Here is a 17029-nt window from a genome sequence, read left to right on the forward strand (position 1 = left end):
TACGGAGAACACCCATGCTCGGTCCATTGGCATCACTCAAGGTTCTGGATTTCTCGACACTGCTGCCGGGGCCATTCGCCTCTTTGTTGCTGGCGGACATGGGCGCCGAGGTGCTGCGCATCGAATCGCCGACCCGCATGGACCTGCTGCGGGTACTGCCGCCGCACGACCAAGGCGTCTCCGCCAGCCACGCTTATCTGAACCGCAACAAGCGCAGCCTGGCGTTGGACCTCAAGCAGCCCGAGGCGCTGGAGGTGATCAAGCAACTGCTGCAGGATCACGACATTGTGCTGGAGCAGTTTCGCCCCGGCGTCATGGAGCGCTTGGGCCTGGGTTATGAAGCGTTGAAAGCGATCAATCCAAAGCTGATCTACGTCTCGATCACCGGCTATGGTCAGACCGGTCCCTACAAGGATCGCGCCGGCCACGACATCAACTACCTGGCGCTGGCGGGGCTGTCGAGTTACACCGGCCGCGCCGACAGCGGTCCGGTGCCGTTGGGCATGCAGGTGGCGGATGTCGCCGGTGGTTCGTTGCACGGGGTGATCGGCCTGCTGGCGGCGGTGATCGCCCGACAGCAGACGGGGCAGGGACAGCATCTGGACGTGAGCATGACCGACTGCGCTTTCAGCCTCAACGCCATGGCCGGCGCCGGGTATCTGGCGTGCGGCGTGGAGCCCGGGCGCGAAGAGCAAATGCTCAATGGCGGCAGCTTCTACGACTATTACCGTTCCCGGGATGGCCGCTGGTTATCGGTGGGCAGCCTGGAACCGGCATTCATGCAGCAACTGTGTTCGGCGCTGGGACGACCGGAGTTGGCGCCCCAGGGCTTGTCGCCCAAACCCGAGCAGCAACAGGCGCTGAAGAATGAGTTGAAGATGGAATTCGAGAAGCATGACTTTGCCGAACTGTGCGAGCTGTTTGCCGGAGTCGATGCGTGTGTCGAACCGGTGTTGAGCCTGGGCGAGGCGGTGCGGCATCCGCAGTTAAAGGCCCGGGGGCTGGTGACGGAGGTGCCTCGTGGGGATGGTTCGACTCAGCAGCAGATGGCGTGTCCGTTGAAATTTTCGGATGGGTTGCCGGAGCCGCGGTTTATCGGGACGGCGGTGGGTGAGCATACGGATCAGGTGTTGGGGGAGTTGGGGTTTAGTGCGCAGCGGATCGAGGAATTGCGGCGTGCCAAGGTAGTTGTGTAGCGCCTGATAAGATGCCTTCGCGAGCAAGCCCGCTCCCACAGGGGATCTTCAGCGAACGTAAATTGAGCGAACAACACAGAACCATTGTGGGAGCGGGCTTGCTCGCGAAGAGGCCGGCCCCGGCACTACAAATCTGACTACTCGACCCGCATCTCCCCACTAAACACCAACGTGCTCCGACACCGCCGACACAAATACCGCCGCCCCTGCCGCACCAGACTATGCCGCTGCGCCGAAAACGGGAAATCGCTGTCGGCACACGGGCATTTGTAGATGTAGCGGGTCACGCTGCGGCGTTTGACGTCGTAGGTGTGGCACCGGTTGGGCGGCAGTTCGTACACGCCGCGCATGATCAGTTGCCACTCTTCGCCGTGAGGTTGAATGCTGTCGCCGAACAGTTGGTGGGCGATCAGGTGCGCGACTTCGTGGGCCACGGTTTGCTTGAGGAAATCTTCAGTGTTTTCCCGGTACAGCTGCGGGTTGAAGCGCAGCAGGTTCTCGTGCAGATGCGCGACACCGGCTTTTTGCCCGCGCAGCTTGAGGCTCACCACGGGGCGTTTGAAAGGTCGTTTGAAAAAGGATTCGGCTTGTTGGAAACAGTCTTCGACGCGGGTATTGAGTTGCTCGGGCATGCTTGATGGATCTCCAGAGACGTCGAGTATGCCGCAACCCCGGGGCCTTGCGAATCAGTAAGGCGCCGAATGGTCGTCCCCTGCGCCAATGAGAAGGCCGCCTTGCGGCGGCCTGTGTTGGCAGATCTTGTTCTATGAAAAGACTAATTCGTATAGACCGGCCCCACGCCGAGTCCCCAGACAATCACGGTAAACGCCATGATCGCCACCAGCACCACCAGCCCGACGGCGAGCACCGAGCTTGAAAACAGGAATCCCTCGTCCGATGGAATGTTCATGAAAGTCGGTAACCCCACATACAGCAGGTACACCGTGTAGCAGATGGCAGCCGTGCCGATGATCATCCCCAACCACATATGTGGATACAGCGCCGCCAACCCGCCCACGAACAGCGGTGTCGCGGTGTAGGTGGCAAATGCGACGCAACGGGCCAGGCTCGGGTTGGCGTCATAGGTACGGGCCATCCAGTGGATGAATGCGCCCATTACAGCCACGCCGCCGAGCATCGCCACGTATGACATGATCGTCATCCATAGCGCGCTTTCCGTGGTCAGCATCACCGGCGCCCGACTGCCAATGACCCAGCCAACCTGGGTGGTGCCGATAAATGCGGACACAGCCGGGATGGCCGCCAGAATCAGCGTGTGGGTGAGGTACATGTGGCTGATGCTTTCCTCCTGGTCGCCACGGATGTCTTTCCATTCCTGGTCGGGGTGGGTGAAGAGCCCCACTACGTGATGGATCATGCCAGTCACTCCTCTTGTTTTTACCATCGCCCCCCAGCGGAGCGCCTACGGGCCAAAGTGGCCAAGTAAGTAAAGGTCTGGATATGTGTGCGACCTTATGTCGCAGTATAGAAAGGTCTTACCGGCGCTGGTTGCAGGGCGTTAGAGCAAATCGCGCTGTAAACAACCCTGGTAATCGCCGCAGGGTCTGTCACCAATCCCCTGTCGGAGCTGTCGAGTGAAACGAGGCTGCGATCTTTTGACTTTGATATTTAAAAACAAGATCAAAAGATCGCAGCCTCGTTTCACTCGACAGCTCCTACGGGGATGGTGGGTACTTCGCCGATGGCAGGTTTTTGCGTAAAATGCCGGCCTTTCGTCACACCTCACGGATCTCGCGTCATGGGCACTCTCACGGTCAACCAGAACAAACTGCAAAAGCGCCTTCGCCGCCAGGCCGGTGAGGCTGTTGCCGATTTCAACATGATTGAAGACGGCGACAAGGTCATGGTCTGCCTGTCCGGTGGCAAGGACAGTTACACCCTGCTCGATGTGCTGATGCACTTTCAGAAGGTCGCCCCGATCAAGTTCGACATCGTGGCCGTGAACATGGACCAGAAGCAGCCGGGCTTTCCCGAACACGTGCTGCCGGCCTACCTCAAGGCGCTGGGCGTCGAGTACCACATCGTCGAGAAAGACACCTATTCGGTGGTCAAGGAACTGATCCCGGAAGGCAAGACCACTTGCTCGCTGTGCTCGCGCCTGCGTCGTGGCACGCTGTACACCTTTGCCGACGAAATCGGCGCGACCAAGATGGCCCTCGGTCACCACCGCGATGACATCGTCGAGACGTTCTTCCTGAACATGTTCTTCAACGGCTCGCTCAAGGCCATGCCGCCGAAACTGCGCGCCGACGACGGGCGCAACGTGGTGATCCGCCCGTTGGCCTACTGCAACGAAAAAGACATCCAGGCCTATTCGGATTTCAAACAATTCCCGATCATCCCGTGCAACCTCTGCGGCTCCCAGGAAAACCTGCAACGCCAGGTGGTCAAGGACATGCTGCAAGAATGGGAACGCAAGACTCCGGGCCGCACCGAAAGCATTTTCCGCAGCCTGCAAAATGTGCAGCCGTCGCAACTGGCGGACCGTAATCTGTTTGACTTCACCAACCTGCGCATCGACGAAACCGCAGCTTCGCGCTTCGTTAACGTAGTCAACCTCTGAACAACCCCCTGTGGGAGCGGGCCTGTGGTGAGGGGGCTTGCCCCCGTTTGAGTGCGTAGCACTCACAAAATCTCCATCATGCCGGCGATTTTGGGGCCGCTTCGCAGCCCAACGGGGGCAAGCCCCCTCGCCACAGCCGCTCCCACAGGTTTTTCGTTTTCAATCCTCAGGAGAGGGCATGCGCGATTACAAGTGGCTACACGAGTACTGTCTGAACCGCTTCGGTTCGGCGGCTGAACTGGAAGCCCATCTGCCGGTTCCCAAGACCCCGGCGCAATTGCGCAAGATCAGCGATGACCGTTACCTCTCGACCATGGCCCTGCGGGTGTTCCGCGCCGGGCTCAAGCACAGCCTGGTGGACGCCAAGTGGCCGGCCTTCGAAGAAGTGTTCTTCAAGTTCGACCCGGAAAAAGTCGTGCTGATGAGCGCTGAACATCTGGAGCGCCTGATGCAGGACGCGCGAATCATTCGCCACCTGGGTAAGCTCAAGAGCGTGCCGCGCAATGCGCAGTTCATTCTGGATGTGGCCCATGAAAAGGGCAGCTTCGGTGAACTGATCGCCGAGTGGCCGGTGACCGATATTGTCGGCTTGTGGACCTTCCTGAAAAAGCGCGGTCATCAACTGGGTGGATTGTCGGCGCCGCGCTTCCTGCGCATGGTCGGCAAGGACACATTTGTGCCGAGTTACGATGTGGTGGCTGGGTTGAATGCACAGAAGATCGTCGACAAGGTGCCGACCAGCCAGCGGGACCTGGCGTTGGTGCAGGACGTGTTCAACCAGTGGCATGAACAGAGTGGCGGGCGGGCGATGAGCCAGATTTCGATGATGCTGGCGTATACAGTGAATCATTGAGACCGGGTCGCGCCCTTCGCGAGCAAGCCCGCTCCCACAGAGGATCTGTGGTGTCCACAAATAATGTGTCCACTGAAGATCCAATGTGGGAGCGGGCTTGCTCGCGAAGGCGCCAGATCAGGCGACCGAAATCTCGCCCTCGCCAGCCAGCTTGCGATTCAACTGAAACCGCCACCGCACATACAGCAACGCCGAGCAAAACACCGCCAGGCTAGCGCCCATCTCCAGTAACCCGAACAACTGCCGGTTCGGGTCATACGCGGCCAGCGCGCCCTTGATGAAATACAGGTTCACCACGAAACACATCCACGAATGCCCACGAGCGCTGCCGACAATCATCCCCGGCGCCAGCAACAGCAGCGGCACCAGTTCGATCAGCAAAATCACCCACGGCCGCGCGCCATGCAGGTCGGCGACCAGCAGGTAGTAGGCGCACAACAGCCCCACCAGGCCGAAAAAGCACACCAGGCTGACCACCCGCATCGCCCGGACTCGTGGTTCGAGCCATTCGATCGAGGGCAGAATCTTCGGCTTCTTCGCCATGTCAGCCCTCCAGCTTCTGTGCGGTCTTCCCTAGGCGCAGGCCCAAGGCCCGGCACAGCGCGACTTCATGCTCATTCAAACCCTGTTTGCCGTCGGCCCCGGCGTGATGGCTGGCGCCGTACGGCGTGCCACCGCCACGGGTTTCCAGCAATGCCGACTCGCTGTAGGGCAGGCCGGTGATCAGCATGCCGTGGTGCAGCAACGGCAACATCATCGACAGCAGGGTGGTTTCCTGGCCACCGTGCAGGCTGGCGGTGGAGGTGAACACGCCGGCAGGTTTGCCCACCAGCGCGCCGGTCAGCCACAGGTTGCTGGTGCCATCGAGAAAATATTTGAGCGGCGCCGCCATGTTGCCGAAGCGAGTCGGGCTGCCGAGGGCCAGGCCGGCGCAGTTCTTCAGGTCGTCGAGGCTGGCGTAGAGTGCGCCTTCGTCCGGAATGTCCGGTGACACCGCTTCGCACTCGGTGGAAATCGGCGGCACGGTGCGCAGGCGCGCTTCCATCCCGGACTGTTCGACACCCCGGGCAATCTGCCGGGCCATTTCATTGGTCGAGCCGCTGCGGCTGTAATACAGGACCAGAATGTATGGCGCGCTCACGGCAACAGCTCCAGCACTTTCTCCGGCGGACGGCCGATGACGGCTTTGTCGCCGACTTCCAGAATCGGCCGCTCCATGAGTTTCGGATGCACCGCGATGGCCGCGATCAATTGCGCCTCGCTGAGGGTGGCGTCGGCCAGGTTGAGGGTTTTGTACTCATCCTCACCGGTGCGCAGCAATTGCCGGGCGTTGATGCCGAGCTTTTTCAGCAGGCCCTGGAGTTGCGCGGCGTCCAGTGGCGTTTCGAGGTAGCGGACCACGGTCGGGGTCAGGCCACGGGCTTGGAGCAGTTCGAGCGCACCGCGGGATTTCGAGCAGCGCGGGTTGTGATAAAGCGTCAGATCGGTCATGTGCGGGTCGCATCTTGCGTAAGGTGACGGCTATTCTAACTGTGCAGCGCGCAATCCAGAACCTCGGGAGGCGATGGGTCGCAGGCGCATTCAATTTTGAACAAGGATCACGACATGACAAGGCGATTGGCAGTGGCATTGGCGATCATCGGGGCGCTGATGCTGGGGGGCTGCGGCAACGACTATGGCATTGACCAGGATGGCCACAAAGTGGCGGCCGGGCGTCTCGACAAACAATGGTTTGTGCTCAATTACTGGGCTGAATGGTGCGGCCCGTGCCGAACCGAGATCCCGCAGTTGAATACCCTGGCCGAAGAACTCAAGGCCAAGAAGATCGGGGTGTTCGGGGTCAACTTCGACAATGTGCAGGGTGAAGAGCTCAAAGGTGCCAGTGAGAAACTGGGGATCAAGTTCACCGTGCTGGCTCAGGACCCGGCCGAGCTGTTTGATTTACCTCGCAGCGAAGCGTTGCCGGTGACGTACATCATCGATAACAAGGGCAAGGTGCGGGAACAGTTGATGGGCGAGCAGACAGCGGCGGGGGTGATGGCGAAGTTGGAAGAGTTGAAAGCCACGAATTGAGTTGTTGATCGTTCACCTGTGGCGAGGGGGCTTGCCCCGTTCGGCTGCGCAGCAGTCGCAAAACTAATGTGCACGGTGTTGTGCCTGACAAAACAAGGCGTTTGGGTTTAGGGCTGCTTCGCAGCCCAACGGGGGCAAGCCCCCTCGCCACAAGGGATCAACCCTCTTCAAGCCACCAACGCAACGGCTTGCCTTCGGCCGGCCAGAAGCGCATCTGCTCGATCGGGGAGATGTCCCAGCGCTGTACGTTTTCCAGGGCCTGCAGGAAACGCTTTTCCTGCTCCATCAACGCCGGTGCACAGAGTTTGCGGGTGCTGCCGACTTTGCCGAAAGTCAGCTTGTCGCCTTCCAGGGTGTACGGCGCGAACCAGTGGTTGCAGCCGCCATTGCCGTAGGCCCGACCGTCGTCACCGAGGGTGATGGTCAGGTGGCTGTAATCCATCAATGGCCGTTCACCGATCCATTCCAGAATGTAGCTACGGTTCTGTTGCAGTTGAACCGGTTCGGCGGCGCAGCCCATCAGACTGGCGCCAACCACGGCCGCCAGAGCAAGGTGTTTCATCACACAGGCTCCTGGCATTTCGGGCACAGGTGTTTCTCGCCAGCGGTGATCCAGCCCAACTCGGCAATCCGCGCAGTGGCGGCAGGCTTTTCGGCCTTGTTACCCAGCTTGGCGTCGACCGCGAACTCGAAGCTCAGTTCTTTGGCGCAGCTGTCGCAGTTGACCTTCCACGTGTGGATCGCCAGTTCGCCGAACACCGGACCACTGGCCACCGCGACCCATTGGCCGGGCGGGTTGATCAGGTGGCGGACGGTTTCGACGGTCAGGCGCATGGACAAGTCCTTCGCACCTTTGAGGGTGACCACCAGCACGTCATTATTGCGAATCGAGCCGCCGTTGCCGGTGACTTGATAACGCCCCGGCACCAGGGCGCGGCATTCGGTCAGGGTGTGCTGCGGGTTCATCAAGCTATAGCGAAAATCGTGTTCGACCATGGGTCCTCCAAATATGCGCGGTATGCTAGCACGGGCATCGGCGCAGCATGGCGCGGGCATGTGACCTTCGATCAGGTTCAAATCACTGGCCCACTCATGGCACACTGCCGCTTTTGCACCCCTAAGGAATGGAAATGGCCTTGACCGAATGTTTTGAATGCAAACAGAGCATCAGCTCTGAAGTGGTTTCGTGCATTCACTGCGGCGCGCCGGTCGTGGCGAAGCAAGCGACCACTATCAGGACTTCACCTTTGTCCTTCGGGCAGTTGCCGCGAGACGAGCATGTACCTGAGGTTTCGTCCGTCACTGTCGAACCGGTGCCGAAAGTAGAAGTGACGCCTGAGGTTTCGCCCGCAACGTCCCGCCACCGACGCCGTGGTGCGCCGGTGAATCTGCCGGCGACCGACACGTGGCCGCGTCCGGTAGAAGGTTGGCTGAAGATTATGGCGTTTTTACTGCCACCGTTTTTTGTCTGGTTTTTGCTGCGTCCCGGGCATTCACTGCAACAGCGCCTGATCGGCTTCGGTTGGTTGGGGCTGCTGATCCTGGCTTCCTCGATCGCTCCCAAGCCCTGATCCCGATCAGCCTTCGACCCGATTCTGTGGTGTGCCGGCTGCCCACGCCGCGATGTTCTGCAAGGTTGTCGCGGCAATCGCGCCCAGGGCTTCGCGGGTCAGGAAGGCCTGGTGCGCGGTGATGATCACGTTCGGGAACGTGAGCAATCGCGCGAGCACATCGTCTTGCAGCGGCAGGTCTGAACGATCCTCGAAAAACAGCTGCGCTTCCTCTTCATACACATCCAGCCCCAGATAGCCCAATTGCCCGTCCTTCAACGCGTCGATCAGCGCCGGTGTGTCCACCAGACCGCCGCGCCCGGTGTTGATCAACATCGCCCCCGGTTGTATGTGGGCCAGTGACTGGCGGTTGATCAAGTGTTTGCTCTGCTCATTGAGCGGGCAATGCAGGCTGATGATCTGCGACTCGGCCAGCAACTGCGGCAAACTCAGGTAGCGCGCGCCCAAGGCTTCGACCTGGGGATTGGGGTAGGGGTCGTAGGCCAGTAACTTGCAGCCAAAGCCGTTCATGATTTTTGCGAAGGTCGCGCCGATCTGCCCAGTGCCGACCACGCCGACGGTCTTGCCCACCAGATCAAAACCGGTCAGCCCATGCAGGCTGAAATCCCCTTCGCGGGTGCGGTTGTAAGCGCGATGCAGGCGCCGATTAAGCGCCAGGATCAACGCCACCGCGTGTTCGGCGACAGCGTGGGGCGAGTAGGCCGGTACCCGCACGATGGACAGGCCCAGGCGTTTCGCCGCGATCAGGTCGACGTGGTTGTAACCGGCCGAACGCAAGGCGATCAGGCGCGTGCCGCCGCCGGCCAAGTGTTCGAGCACCGGCGCACTGAGGTCGTCATTGATGAAGGCGCACACCACTTCGTGATGCTCAGCCAGTGCCACGGTGTCGATGCTCAGGCGCGCCGACTGAAACTGCAACTCGATGCCGGCGGGCACGTCAGCCGCGAGAAAGCTCTCGCGGTCGTAGGTCTGGCTGCTGAAAAGAATCGTGCGCATGCTGTCCTCCTGGAAAATCTCGCCCGGCTACCTTATCCCGTTTGCTGCCCGGCGCTATTGCCCTGGGTCAGGCACTGATACGTGCCTGGGCGGCGAGGCGATTGATCGAGCGCTCCAGTTCTTCGAGGGCCGCCGCGGCTTTCGGATCTTGTTGCTTGAGCAGGGTTTCACTGCGCTGGCAGGCCGCGCGTAGTTGCGGAACACCGCAATAACGCGTGGCGCCGTGCAGGCGATGGACCCGCTCGATCAGGGCATTCTGGTCGTTGGCTTCCCGGGCGACGCGAATCGCCTCGCGGTCGGCTTCCAGCGAGGCCAATAGCATCGCCAGCATGTCCGCCGCCAGATCAGCCTTGCCGGCAGCCAGGCGCAAACCTTCTTCGTGATCGAGCACCAGCAAATCGCTGCCGCCAGGGTGATCGCTGGAGCGTTCCGGCACCTGATTGCGCAGGGCCAGGCCGGTCCACTTCAACACCACCTGCGCCAATTGCCGTTCGCTGATGGGTTTGGTCAGGTAATCGTCCATGCCGCTTTGCAACAGTGCGCGTTTTTCGTTGGCCATGGCGTGGGCGGTGAGGGCCACGATCGGCAGCGGCGTGCAATGCCGCTCGCTTTCCCACTGGCGGATCGCTTCGGTGCTTTGACGCCCGTCCATGCCGGGCATTTGCACATCCATCAGCACCAGGTCGAAGGTTTCGTTCTGCACCGCTTTAACGGCGGCGTAACCGCTTTCCACGGCGAGCACCTTGGCGCCCATGTCTTCGAGCAGGGTTTGCACCAGCAGCAGGTTGGCCGGATTGTCGTCGACACAAAGGACCTTCGGCGCACGACTCGATACCGGTTCACCGGGTTCGCTGCGCTGCTGGCGCGGGTTGACCAGATCGGACAAAGCCCGACGCAATTTGCGCGTGCAGGCCGGTTTGGCCTGAAGCTGACTGTGCGGGTTGGGCACCGAGAGGTGGAACAGCGTCTGCTCGGTGGTCGGGCACAGCACCAGGACTTTGCAGCCCAGGTGTTCGAGGTCCCAGATGTGCTGGTTGAGGCGCTCCGGCGGCATGTCGTTGCTGGTGATGCCGAGCACCGCCAGATCAATCGCCTGCTCGGTCTGATGCGCGCCGGTCACGCCATTGGTCAAGCTTTCCAGGGTGTTGAACGGCGTGACTTCCAGGCCGCAATCTTCCAGTTGATGCTGCAACGCCTGACGCGCCAGTTCGTGGTTTTCCAACACCGCCACCCGACGCCCGAGCAATGGCGGGCCGGGCAGGTCCTCAGCGTCGTCGCGGGTTTTCGGCAGGCTCAGGCTGATCCAGAATTCCGAGCCTTCGCCCGGTGTGCTGTCGACGCCGATCTCGCCACCCATCTGCTCGATCAAGCGCTTGGAAATCACCAGCCCCAGACCGGTGCCGCCGGGTTGGCGCGACAGCGAGTTGTCGGCCTGGCTAAACGCCTGGAACAACGCCCGCACGTCCTGGCTCGACAGGCCGATGCCGGTGTCCTGAATGCTGATGCGCAATTGCACGCTGTCTTCGTGCTCTTCTTCGAGCATGGCCCGGGCGACGATGGTGCCTTCGCGGGTGAACTTGATCGCGTTGCTGACCAGGTTGGTGAGGATCTGCTTGAGTCGCAGCGGATCACCGACCAGCGACAACGGCGTATCGCGATAGACCAGGCTCACCAGTTCCAGCTGTTTGGCGTGGGCCGCCGGGGCGAGGATGGTCAGGGTGTCCTGCAGCAGGTCGCGCAGGTTGAACGGAATGTTGTCGAGCACCAGTTTGCCGGCCTCGATTTTCGAGAAGTCGAGGATCTCGTTGATGATTCCCAGCAGGCTGTCGGCAGACTTTTCGATAGTGCCCAAGTAGTCGAGCTGGCGCGGCGTCAGCTCGCTTTTTTGCAGCAGGTGGGTGAAGCCGAGAATGCCGTTGAGCGGTGTGCGGATTTCATGGCTCATGTTGGCCAGGAACTCGGATTTGATCCGGCTCGCTTCCAGGGCTTCCTTGCGTGCCAGGTCCAGCTCGATGTTCTGGATCTCGATGGTTTCGAGGTTCTGGCGCACGTCTTCGGTGGCTTGATCGACGCTGTGTTGCAGTTCCTCCTGAGCATTTTGCAGGGTGCCGGCCATGCGATTGATGCCCGACGCCAGTTCATCCAGTTCCTGACTGCCGAGGGGCGGCAGGCGGGTTTCCAGATGACCGTCCTTGAGTTGCGCCACCGCCAGTTTGATCTGGCTGATCGGCCGGTTGATCGTGCGGCCCATGCGCAATGCCAGCAGCGCCGCGCCGGCCAGGCCTGCACCGATCAGCAGCAGGCTGGCAAACAAACTGCGGTAACCGCGCAGCAGCATGCCGTTATGGGACAGTTCGAGTTCGACCCAACCCAGCAGGCGGTCGGATTCATCGGGAATCAGGTCGCCGGCCAGGTTGCGATGTTTGCCGAACACCGGCAGCAAGTAGCGGGTGGCGTCATTGCCGCTGCGTCGCAACATCTGTGAGCTATTGCCGATCGGTGCCGCGTTGAGCATGGTCGGGCCGGCGTGGGCCAGCGGTGTACGGTCGGGGGCGAGGAAGGTCACGGCGCGCACGTCCGTCTGTTCCAGTGACTGAGTGGCGATGCGTTCCAGCAGTTCGGTGTTCTTGTGGCCCATCGCCGGGGCCACCAGCGGTGCGAGCTGTTCGGCGATCATCTCGCCGCGCTGCATGAGTTGGGCTTGCAGGTCCGATTGCTGCATCCAGGTGAAATAGCCGCCCAGCACCAACGCCATCAGGCTGGTGGGCAGCAAGGTCAGCAACAGCACGCGGCCTTTAATTCCCAGTTTCTTAAGCACGCATCTCTCCTGCATCCCGCTATTTATTGGACCCGCACGTGCATCCGGCACGCACCACTTGCGCAGTGTAGCGATTTGCTTGCGGGCAATCTTCGTAAATTGATGTCGTCATTCGTCGGCTGGATGGCAGGTTTTGCCTGACGGGCAAACCTTGGGTTGCCCCTGGCGAGGCAATCTTGAATAATCGCCAACTGAGAATTATTTGCAGATAGTCATGAATCCCATCACTGCTGGCCATCCTCGTATCCTGTCTATAGAAGACGACCACGTGCTCGGCGCTTATGTTCACGAGCACTTGGGGCGTTGCGGCTTTCAGGTGACCTGGTGCCAGAACGGCCAGGAAGGCCTGGCCATTGCCCGCGGACAACCGTTCGATGTGGTGCTGATGGACATTCTGCTGCCGGGGCTGGATGGGCTGAACGTGTTGACTCAATTGCGTCAGAGCCACGCCACCCCGGTGGTGCTGATGTCGGCCCTGGGCGCCGAGGCTGATCGCATCAGCGGGTTTCGCCTGGGCGCCGACGATTACCTGCCCAAGCCGTTCAGCATGGCCGAGTTGCGGGTACGTATCGAAGCGATCCTGCGGCGGGTGGCCCTTGATCGTCGGCCAGAACCTTTCGCGGTGGTGAGTCCGGTTCATAGCTTGTTGTTCGACGATGACCAGTGTGAAGTCTTCTACCGCGAGCAAGCCGCCGGCCTGACCCGCAGCGAGTATCGCTTGCTGGAAACCCTCAATCGCAATAACGACGAGGTGTTGAGCAAGGCCTTCCTTTATCAGCAGGTATTGCAGCGCGGGTACGCGGCCCATGATCGCAGCCTCGACATGCACATCAGTCAGATCCGTCGCAAGCTCAAGGCCATCGGCTACACCGAGCGGGAAGTGCGTACGGTGTGGGGCAAGGGTTACGTTTTGAGTGCTGTCGATGAAATGGTCTGACCTGCCGGGCCGGCATTCGCTGTTCTGGAAACTCGCTTGTCTGTTGGTGGCGTTCTGTCTGCTGATGATCTGGCTGAGCTGGTCCTGGGGCCGCTACATGGAACAGAAAAACCTGTTCCTGTCCGACGAGGCCCGGGGCACCTTGACGGGCTACGCCGCCGAGGCGGAGCAAGCCTGGAATGAAGGCAAGAGCGCTGGCGTCGATGCCTGGCTGCAGCGTGTCGGCCGGCGCGAGACGACGTGGGTCGGGGTGATTGGCGGTGACTTGCAGTCCTTGAGCAGCTATCCGCTGGTGGACAAGGAAATCCAGCGCCTGACCTTTCTGCGCGGCCTCGATTGGCCCACCAGTCGCCATACCCAAGGCTTGCCGTGGCTGCGTGTGCCTTTCCCGAAGAACCCGGCAGCCGGCAGCCTGGTGATCGAACTGCCGCAACGGTTTTTGCCCGGGCAATACCGGGTGTTCTGGCGAGTGATCACCAACGGCGTGATTCCCGGGCTTTTCACTTTGTTGTTGTGCGTCGGTTTGTACCGGCTGCTGGTAGTGCCGTTGAACAGCCTGCGCGAACAGGCCAACGCGTGGCGCGCCGACCAGTTGAATGTGCGTCTGTCGAGCCACACCACCAATCGCTCGGATGAGCTGGGCGAACTGGGCCGGGCCTTCGATCATATGTCCGAGCGCCTGCAAGGCACCGTGGCCTTGCAACAACAACTGCTGCGTGACCTGTCCCATGAATTGCGCACGCCGTTGAGCCGCCTGCGAGTGGCCAGCGAAAGTGAGCAGGATCTGGTGCAATTGCGTGAGCGTATTGGTCGTGAAGTCGATGGCATGCAACGACTGGTGGAAGACACCCTGCAACTGGCCTGGCTCGACACCGAGCGCACGCGATTGCCCGACGAATCAATCCAGGTCCAGGCGCTGTGGGACATGCTCACGGAAAATGCCTGCTATGAAAGTGGCTGGCCGGCGAGTCAGTTGCACTGCGCGGTGGATTCATCCTGCTGGGTGCGCGGTCATCTGAACACCTTGGCTCAGGCGCTGGAAAACATTGTGCGCAATGCGATTCGGCATTCACCTGAGGGCGGCGTCGTGAGTCTTTACGGACGGCATGATGGAGATTACTGGCATCTGTGGCTGGAGGATCAGGGCGGCGGGGTGGCTGAAGCTGATCTAGAGCGGATCTTCTCGCCGTTCATTCGCCTCGACGGTTCGCGACCGGGGGATGGCGGGTTTGGATTGGGATTGAGCATCGCCAGGAATGCGGTGCAGCGCCAGGGTGGGACGCTGTGGGCGGAGAACACCGGGACTGGGTTGCGGCTGAATATGCGGTTAGTGGCGGATGTTTGTGGCGCGAGTGACGACGCCTTCGCGAGCAGGCTCGCTCCCACAGTGGAAGTGTGTCGCCCACAAATTGTATGAACAACACCAACCCCTGTGGGAGCGGGCTTGCTCGCGAAGAGGCCCTCCCATCCGGTGAAAAAGTATCTGCACTGCCGACGCAATTGCTCTGAACCTATTGTGCTGTTCGAGCGCTGCTTCCAATGACATCAATCCGCCCCTTATTCCCATAAGCCATAAGCACCACACTTTGCGTGATATGGCCTGCCAACGTTTGCCGGTATGATAGGCGCCCCCGCAGTCTGGATTGCGAATACGCCATGACCTTGCAGTACCCAACCATCGCCGATTGCGTCGGCAACACTCCGCTGGTCCGTTTGCAGCGCCTGCCTGGCGCCACCAGCAATACCCTTTTGCTCAAGCTCGAAGGGAATAACCCGGCGGGTTCCGTCAAGGACCGTCCGGCGCTGTCGATGATTACCCGCGCCGAGCTGCGTGGGCAGATTCACGCTGGCGATACGCTGATTGAAGCGACGTCGGGTAACACCGGGATTGCGCTGGCTATGGCCGCCGCGATCAAGGGTTACAAGATGATCCTGATCATGCCGGACAACTCCAGCGCCGAGCGCAAGGCCGCGATGACTGCTTATGGTGCCGAACTGATCCTGGTCACCCAGGAGGAAGGCATGGAAGGCGCCCGCGACCTCGCCCAGCGAATGGAAGCCGAAGGCCGTGGCAAGGTGCTGGATCAGTTCGCCAACGGGGATAACCCGGAAGCGCACTACACCACCACCGGCCCGGAAATCTGGCGTCAGACCGAGGGCACCATCACTCACTTCGTCAGTTCGATGGGCACCACCGGGACCATCATGGGCGTGTCGCGCTACTTGAAAGAGCAGAACGACAACGTGCAGATCATCGGCCTGCAACCGATGGAAGGCTCGGCGATTCCGGGCATCCGTCGCTGGCCGCAGGAATACCTGCCGAAGATTTACCAGGCCGATCGTGTCGACCGCATCGTCGACATGGCCCAAAGCGAAGCCGAAGACGTGACACGTCGCCTGGCCCGCGAAGAAGGGATCTTCTGTGGCGTGTCCTCGGGTGGAGCGGTGGCAGCGATGCTGCGCCTGTCCCGGGAAGTTGAAAACGCGGTGATCGTCGCGATCATCTGCGACCGTGGCGACCGTTACTTGTCGACCGGCATTTTCGACGCGCCCAACTGATGGCCAAGCAAGAGAGAGGCCTGCGCTTCCAACCCACGGGCGGCAGCAAGGCCCCGCAAATTCCGACCGGCAAAAAGCAGCGCTTGAGCATCGAGCGCCTGGCCAATGACGGTCGCGGTATCGCGTTTTTCGAAGGTCGCACCTGGTTCGTCATCGGCGCATTGGCCGGTGAAGAGATCGAGGCGCGCGTGCTCAATGCCCACGGCAAAGTGGTCGAGGCGCGCACTGAACGAGTGTTCCAGGCCAGCGAACTGCGTCGCCCGGCACCGTGCCCACACGCCGGTCGCTGTGGCGGCTGCAGCGTGCAACATTTGCCGCACACCGAACAACTCGCCCTGAAACAGCGCATGCTCGCCGAGCAATTATCCAAGGTCGCCGGTGTCGAACCGCAAGAGTGGGCAGCGCCGTTGAGCGGTCCGGAATTCGGTTACCGCCGTCGCGCCCGGGTGGCGGTGCGCTGGGACATGAAGGCGAAAAAACTCGAAGTCGGTTTCCGCGCTGCGGGCAGTCAGGACATTGTCGCGATCACTGAATGCACGGTGCTGGTACAGCCCTTGCAACCGATCATGAGCCGCTTGCCGGAAATGCTCCGCCGTTTGAGCAAACCCCAGGCACTCGGGCATGTGGAATTGTTCAGTGGTTCGTCGCTGGCGGTGTTGCTGCGGCACATGGCGCCGTTGTCCGAAGCCGACCTGACGATCCTCAAGGATTTCTGTGCGTTCCATGAAGCCCAATTGTGGTTGCATGGCGACGGCGAGCCGCAACCGGTCGAGGCCGATCAGGCACTGGGTTATCGCCTGGAGTCCTGGGATCTGGACCTGGCGTATCGGCCAGGGGATTTCATCCAGGTCAACGCCGGGGTCAACGAAGCGATGGTCGCCCAGGCGCTGGACTGGCTCAAGCCGCAAGCCGATGAACGTGTCCTGGATCTGTTCTGCGGCTTGGGTAATTTTGCCTTGCCGCTGGCTAAAGCCGTTCGTGAAGTGGTGGCGGTGGAGGGTGTGCAGGCGATGGTCGAGCGGGCTGCCGCGAATGCCGCTAACAACAATCTGCATAACGCGAAGTTTTTTCAGGCCGATTTATCCCAGCCTTTGACCGATGCCGAATGGGCGCGCGAAGGCTTTTGTGCGGTACTCTTGGACCCACCACGGGACGGTGCTTTCGAGGTGGTGCGCAAGCTGGCATCCCTGGGCGCCAAACGATTGGTGTATGTGTCGTGCAACCCTGCAACTCTGGCGCGCGATACGGTCGAATTGATCAAGCAGGGCTACCGGTTAAAACGTGCCGGGATTCTCGATATGTTTCCTCAGACGGCACATGTCGAGGCCATGGCGTTATTTGAAGCGAGCTAGGACGGCTCGTCTGGTCCGACTGGCCGCTCGTGCAGCCGCCGCGCACCAGCCCGGCGCGGGCTCACGGGCAATGAAGGTCAGCGATTTGAC

18 protein-coding genes are annotated in these 17029 nt (G+C 60.9%); 9 read left to right on the forward strand and 9 right to left on the reverse strand.

Annotated elements, in window-relative coordinates; translation table 11 throughout:
- Positions 1–14: 14 nt before the first annotated feature.
- Positions 15–1196 carry a CaiB/BaiF CoA transferase family protein gene (locus ACWIKB_RS31120; RefSeq protein ID WP_475271288.1) on the forward strand — a complete coding sequence of 394 codons (1182 nt, stop codon included), beginning with the start codon at positions 15–17 and terminating at the stop codon, positions 1194–1196.
- A gap of 137 nt (positions 1197–1333) precedes the next feature.
- Here the strand turns inward: ACWIKB_RS31120 and ACWIKB_RS31125 are convergent, their stop codons facing one another.
- Together ACWIKB_RS31125 and ACWIKB_RS31130 are read right to left on the reverse strand one after the other, a co-directional pair.
- A complete protein-coding gene (locus ACWIKB_RS31125) occupies positions 1334–1828 on the reverse strand; it encodes a SprT family zinc-dependent metalloprotease (RefSeq protein WP_054054846.1) in 495 nt (164 codons plus the stop codon).
- Between the two features lie 143 nt (positions 1829–1971).
- Positions 1972–2574, reverse strand: coding sequence for a Yip1 family protein (locus ACWIKB_RS31130; protein ID WP_123598032.1), 603 nt, complete (start codon positions 2572–2574; stop codon positions 1972–1974).
- A 381-nt stretch (positions 2575–2955) separates the two neighbouring features.
- On the opposite strand from ACWIKB_RS31130, the gene ttcA reads away from it, so the two are divergent.
- Both ttcA and ACWIKB_RS31140 read left to right on the forward strand, forming a co-directional pair.
- Positions 2956–3780, forward strand: coding sequence for a tRNA 2-thiocytidine(32) synthetase TtcA (ttcA, locus tag ACWIKB_RS31135; RefSeq protein ID WP_475271289.1), 825 nt, complete (start codon positions 2956–2958; stop codon positions 3778–3780).
- Between the two features lie 178 nt (positions 3781–3958).
- Positions 3959–4633 carry a DNA-3-methyladenine glycosylase I gene (locus ACWIKB_RS31140; protein WP_123407098.1) on the forward strand — a complete coding sequence of 225 codons (675 nt, stop codon included), beginning with the start codon at positions 3959–3961 and terminating at the stop codon, positions 4631–4633.
- A gap of 117 nt (positions 4634–4750) precedes the next feature.
- Here ACWIKB_RS31140 and ACWIKB_RS31145 read toward each other — a convergent pair whose 3' ends face one another.
- Genes ACWIKB_RS31145 through arsC form a run of 3 tightly spaced genes read right to left on the reverse strand, consistent with a single transcriptional unit; the run spans position 4751 to position 6124 of the window.
- Entirely contained in the window at positions 4751–5176 is a 426-nt protein-coding gene (locus ACWIKB_RS31145; RefSeq protein ID WP_201205873.1) for a DUF2069 domain-containing protein, read from the reverse strand.
- Position 5177: 1 nt separating this feature from the next.
- On the reverse strand, positions 5178–5774 hold the full coding sequence (wrbA, locus tag ACWIKB_RS31150) for an NAD(P)H:quinone oxidoreductase (RefSeq protein WP_133840441.1): 597 nt from the start codon (positions 5772–5774) through the stop codon (positions 5178–5180).
- Complete coding sequence (gene arsC / locus ACWIKB_RS31155) at positions 5771–6124, reverse strand: arsenate reductase (glutaredoxin) (RefSeq protein ID WP_475271290.1); 354 nt, start codon at positions 6122–6124, stop codon at positions 5771–5773. Before arsC ends, wrbA begins: the two co-directional genes overlap by 4 nt.
- A 114-nt stretch (positions 6125–6238) precedes the next feature.
- Between arsC and ACWIKB_RS31160 the strand changes: the two genes are divergently transcribed.
- The gene (locus ACWIKB_RS31160; protein WP_475271291.1) at positions 6239–6706 is read left to right on the forward strand and encodes a redoxin domain-containing protein; all 468 of its coding nucleotides are present in this window, start codon (positions 6239–6241) and stop codon (positions 6704–6706) included.
- Positions 6707–6863: 157 nt separating this feature from the next.
- Here ACWIKB_RS31160 and ACWIKB_RS31165 read toward each other — a convergent pair whose 3' ends face one another.
- Together ACWIKB_RS31165 and ACWIKB_RS31170 are read right to left on the reverse strand one after the other, a co-directional pair.
- Positions 6864–7268: an META domain-containing protein gene (locus ACWIKB_RS31165; protein WP_475271292.1), complete on the reverse strand. Its 405-nt coding sequence runs from the start codon at positions 7266–7268 to the stop codon at positions 6864–6866.
- Positions 7268–7702 (reverse strand): hypothetical protein, encoded by a 435-nt coding sequence (locus ACWIKB_RS31170; protein WP_475271293.1) that lies wholly within the window; start codon positions 7700–7702, stop codon positions 7268–7270. The genes ACWIKB_RS31165 and ACWIKB_RS31170 overlap by 1 nt, the downstream gene beginning before the upstream one ends.
- Before the next feature lie 134 nt (positions 7703–7836).
- On the opposite strand from ACWIKB_RS31170, the gene ACWIKB_RS31175 reads away from it, so the two are divergent.
- Positions 7837–8277, forward strand: coding sequence for a hypothetical protein (locus ACWIKB_RS31175; RefSeq protein WP_475271294.1), 441 nt, complete (start codon positions 7837–7839; stop codon positions 8275–8277).
- Positions 8278–8283: 6 nt separating this feature from the next.
- On the opposite strand, the gene ACWIKB_RS31180 is transcribed toward ACWIKB_RS31175, so the two are convergent.
- Entirely contained in the window at positions 8284–9273 is a 990-nt protein-coding gene (locus ACWIKB_RS31180; protein WP_475271295.1) for a 2-hydroxyacid dehydrogenase, read from the reverse strand.
- A gap of 67 nt (positions 9274–9340) precedes the next feature.
- The gene (locus ACWIKB_RS31185) at positions 9341–12091 is read right to left on the reverse strand and encodes a response regulator (RefSeq protein ID WP_475271296.1); all 2751 of its coding nucleotides are present in this window, start codon (positions 12089–12091) and stop codon (positions 9341–9343) included.
- 214 nt (positions 12092–12305) lie between these two features.
- Here ACWIKB_RS31185 and ACWIKB_RS31190 point away from each other — a divergent pair, with 214 nt between their 5' ends.
- The 4 genes from ACWIKB_RS31190 (at position 12306) to rlmD (ending at position 16939) form a co-directional block, all read left to right on the forward strand.
- Positions 12306–13028 carry a response regulator transcription factor gene (locus tag ACWIKB_RS31190; RefSeq protein WP_475271297.1) on the forward strand — a complete coding sequence of 241 codons (723 nt, stop codon included), beginning with the start codon at positions 12306–12308 and terminating at the stop codon, positions 13026–13028.
- Entirely contained in the window at positions 13015–14445 is a 1431-nt protein-coding gene (locus tag ACWIKB_RS31195) for a histidine kinase sensor domain-containing protein (RefSeq protein ID WP_475271298.1), read from the forward strand. The genes ACWIKB_RS31190 and ACWIKB_RS31195 overlap by 14 nt, the downstream gene beginning before the upstream one ends.
- A gap of 239 nt (positions 14446–14684) precedes the next feature.
- Positions 14685–15587 (forward strand): cysteine synthase CysM, encoded by a 903-nt coding sequence (gene cysM / locus ACWIKB_RS31200; protein WP_042932649.1) that lies wholly within the window; start codon positions 14685–14687, stop codon positions 15585–15587.
- Positions 15587–16939, forward strand: a complete 1353-nt coding sequence (gene rlmD / locus ACWIKB_RS31205; RefSeq protein WP_475271299.1) for a 23S rRNA (uracil(1939)-C(5))-methyltransferase RlmD — start codon at positions 15587–15589, stop codon at positions 16937–16939. The genes cysM and rlmD overlap by 1 nt, the downstream gene beginning before the upstream one ends.
- Positions 16940–17029 lie beyond the last annotated feature (90 nt).

It is taken from the genome of Pseudomonas sp. 5Vm1k (assembly GCF_056161485.1).

Coding starts and splice junctions, on each gene's coding strand:
- ACWIKB_RS31120 (WP_475271288.1), top strand. CDS start 15: ATGCTCGGTCCATTGGCATCACTCAAGGTTCTGGATTTCTCGACACTG.
- ACWIKB_RS31125 (WP_054054846.1), bottom strand. CDS start 1,828: ATGCCCGAGCAACTCAATACCCGCGTCGAAGACTGTTTCCAACAAGCC.
- ACWIKB_RS31130 (WP_123598032.1), bottom strand. CDS start 2,574: ATGATCCATCACGTAGTGGGGCTCTTCACCCACCCCGACCAGGAATGG.
- ttcA (WP_475271289.1), top strand. CDS start 2,956: ATGGGCACTCTCACGGTCAACCAGAACAAACTGCAAAAGCGCCTTCGC.
- ACWIKB_RS31140 (WP_123407098.1), top strand. CDS start 3,959: ATGCGCGATTACAAGTGGCTACACGAGTACTGTCTGAACCGCTTCGGT.
- ACWIKB_RS31145 (WP_201205873.1), bottom strand. CDS start 5,176: ATGGCGAAGAAGCCGAAGATTCTGCCCTCGATCGAATGGCTCGAACCA.
- arsC (WP_475271290.1), bottom strand. CDS start 6,124: ATGACCGATCTGACGCTTTATCACAACCCGCGCTGCTCGAAATCCCGC.
- ACWIKB_RS31160 (WP_475271291.1), top strand. CDS start 6,239: ATGACAAGGCGATTGGCAGTGGCATTGGCGATCATCGGGGCGCTGATG.
- ACWIKB_RS31165 (WP_475271292.1), bottom strand. CDS start 7,268: ATGAAACACCTTGCTCTGGCGGCCGTGGTTGGCGCCAGTCTGATGGGC.
- ACWIKB_RS31170 (WP_475271293.1), bottom strand. CDS start 7,702: ATGGTCGAACACGATTTTCGCTATAGCTTGATGAACCCGCAGCACACC.
- ACWIKB_RS31175 (WP_475271294.1), top strand. CDS start 7,837: ATGGCCTTGACCGAATGTTTTGAATGCAAACAGAGCATCAGCTCTGAA.
- ACWIKB_RS31180 (WP_475271295.1), bottom strand. CDS start 9,273: ATGCGCACGATTCTTTTCAGCAGCCAGACCTACGACCGCGAGAGCTTT.
- ACWIKB_RS31190 (WP_475271297.1), top strand. CDS start 12,306: ATGAATCCCATCACTGCTGGCCATCCTCGTATCCTGTCTATAGAAGAC.
- ACWIKB_RS31195 (WP_475271298.1), top strand. CDS start 13,015: ATGAAATGGTCTGACCTGCCGGGCCGGCATTCGCTGTTCTGGAAACTC.
- cysM (WP_042932649.1), top strand. CDS start 14,685: ATGACCTTGCAGTACCCAACCATCGCCGATTGCGTCGGCAACACTCCG.
- rlmD (WP_475271299.1), top strand. CDS start 15,587: ATGGCCAAGCAAGAGAGAGGCCTGCGCTTCCAACCCACGGGCGGCAGC.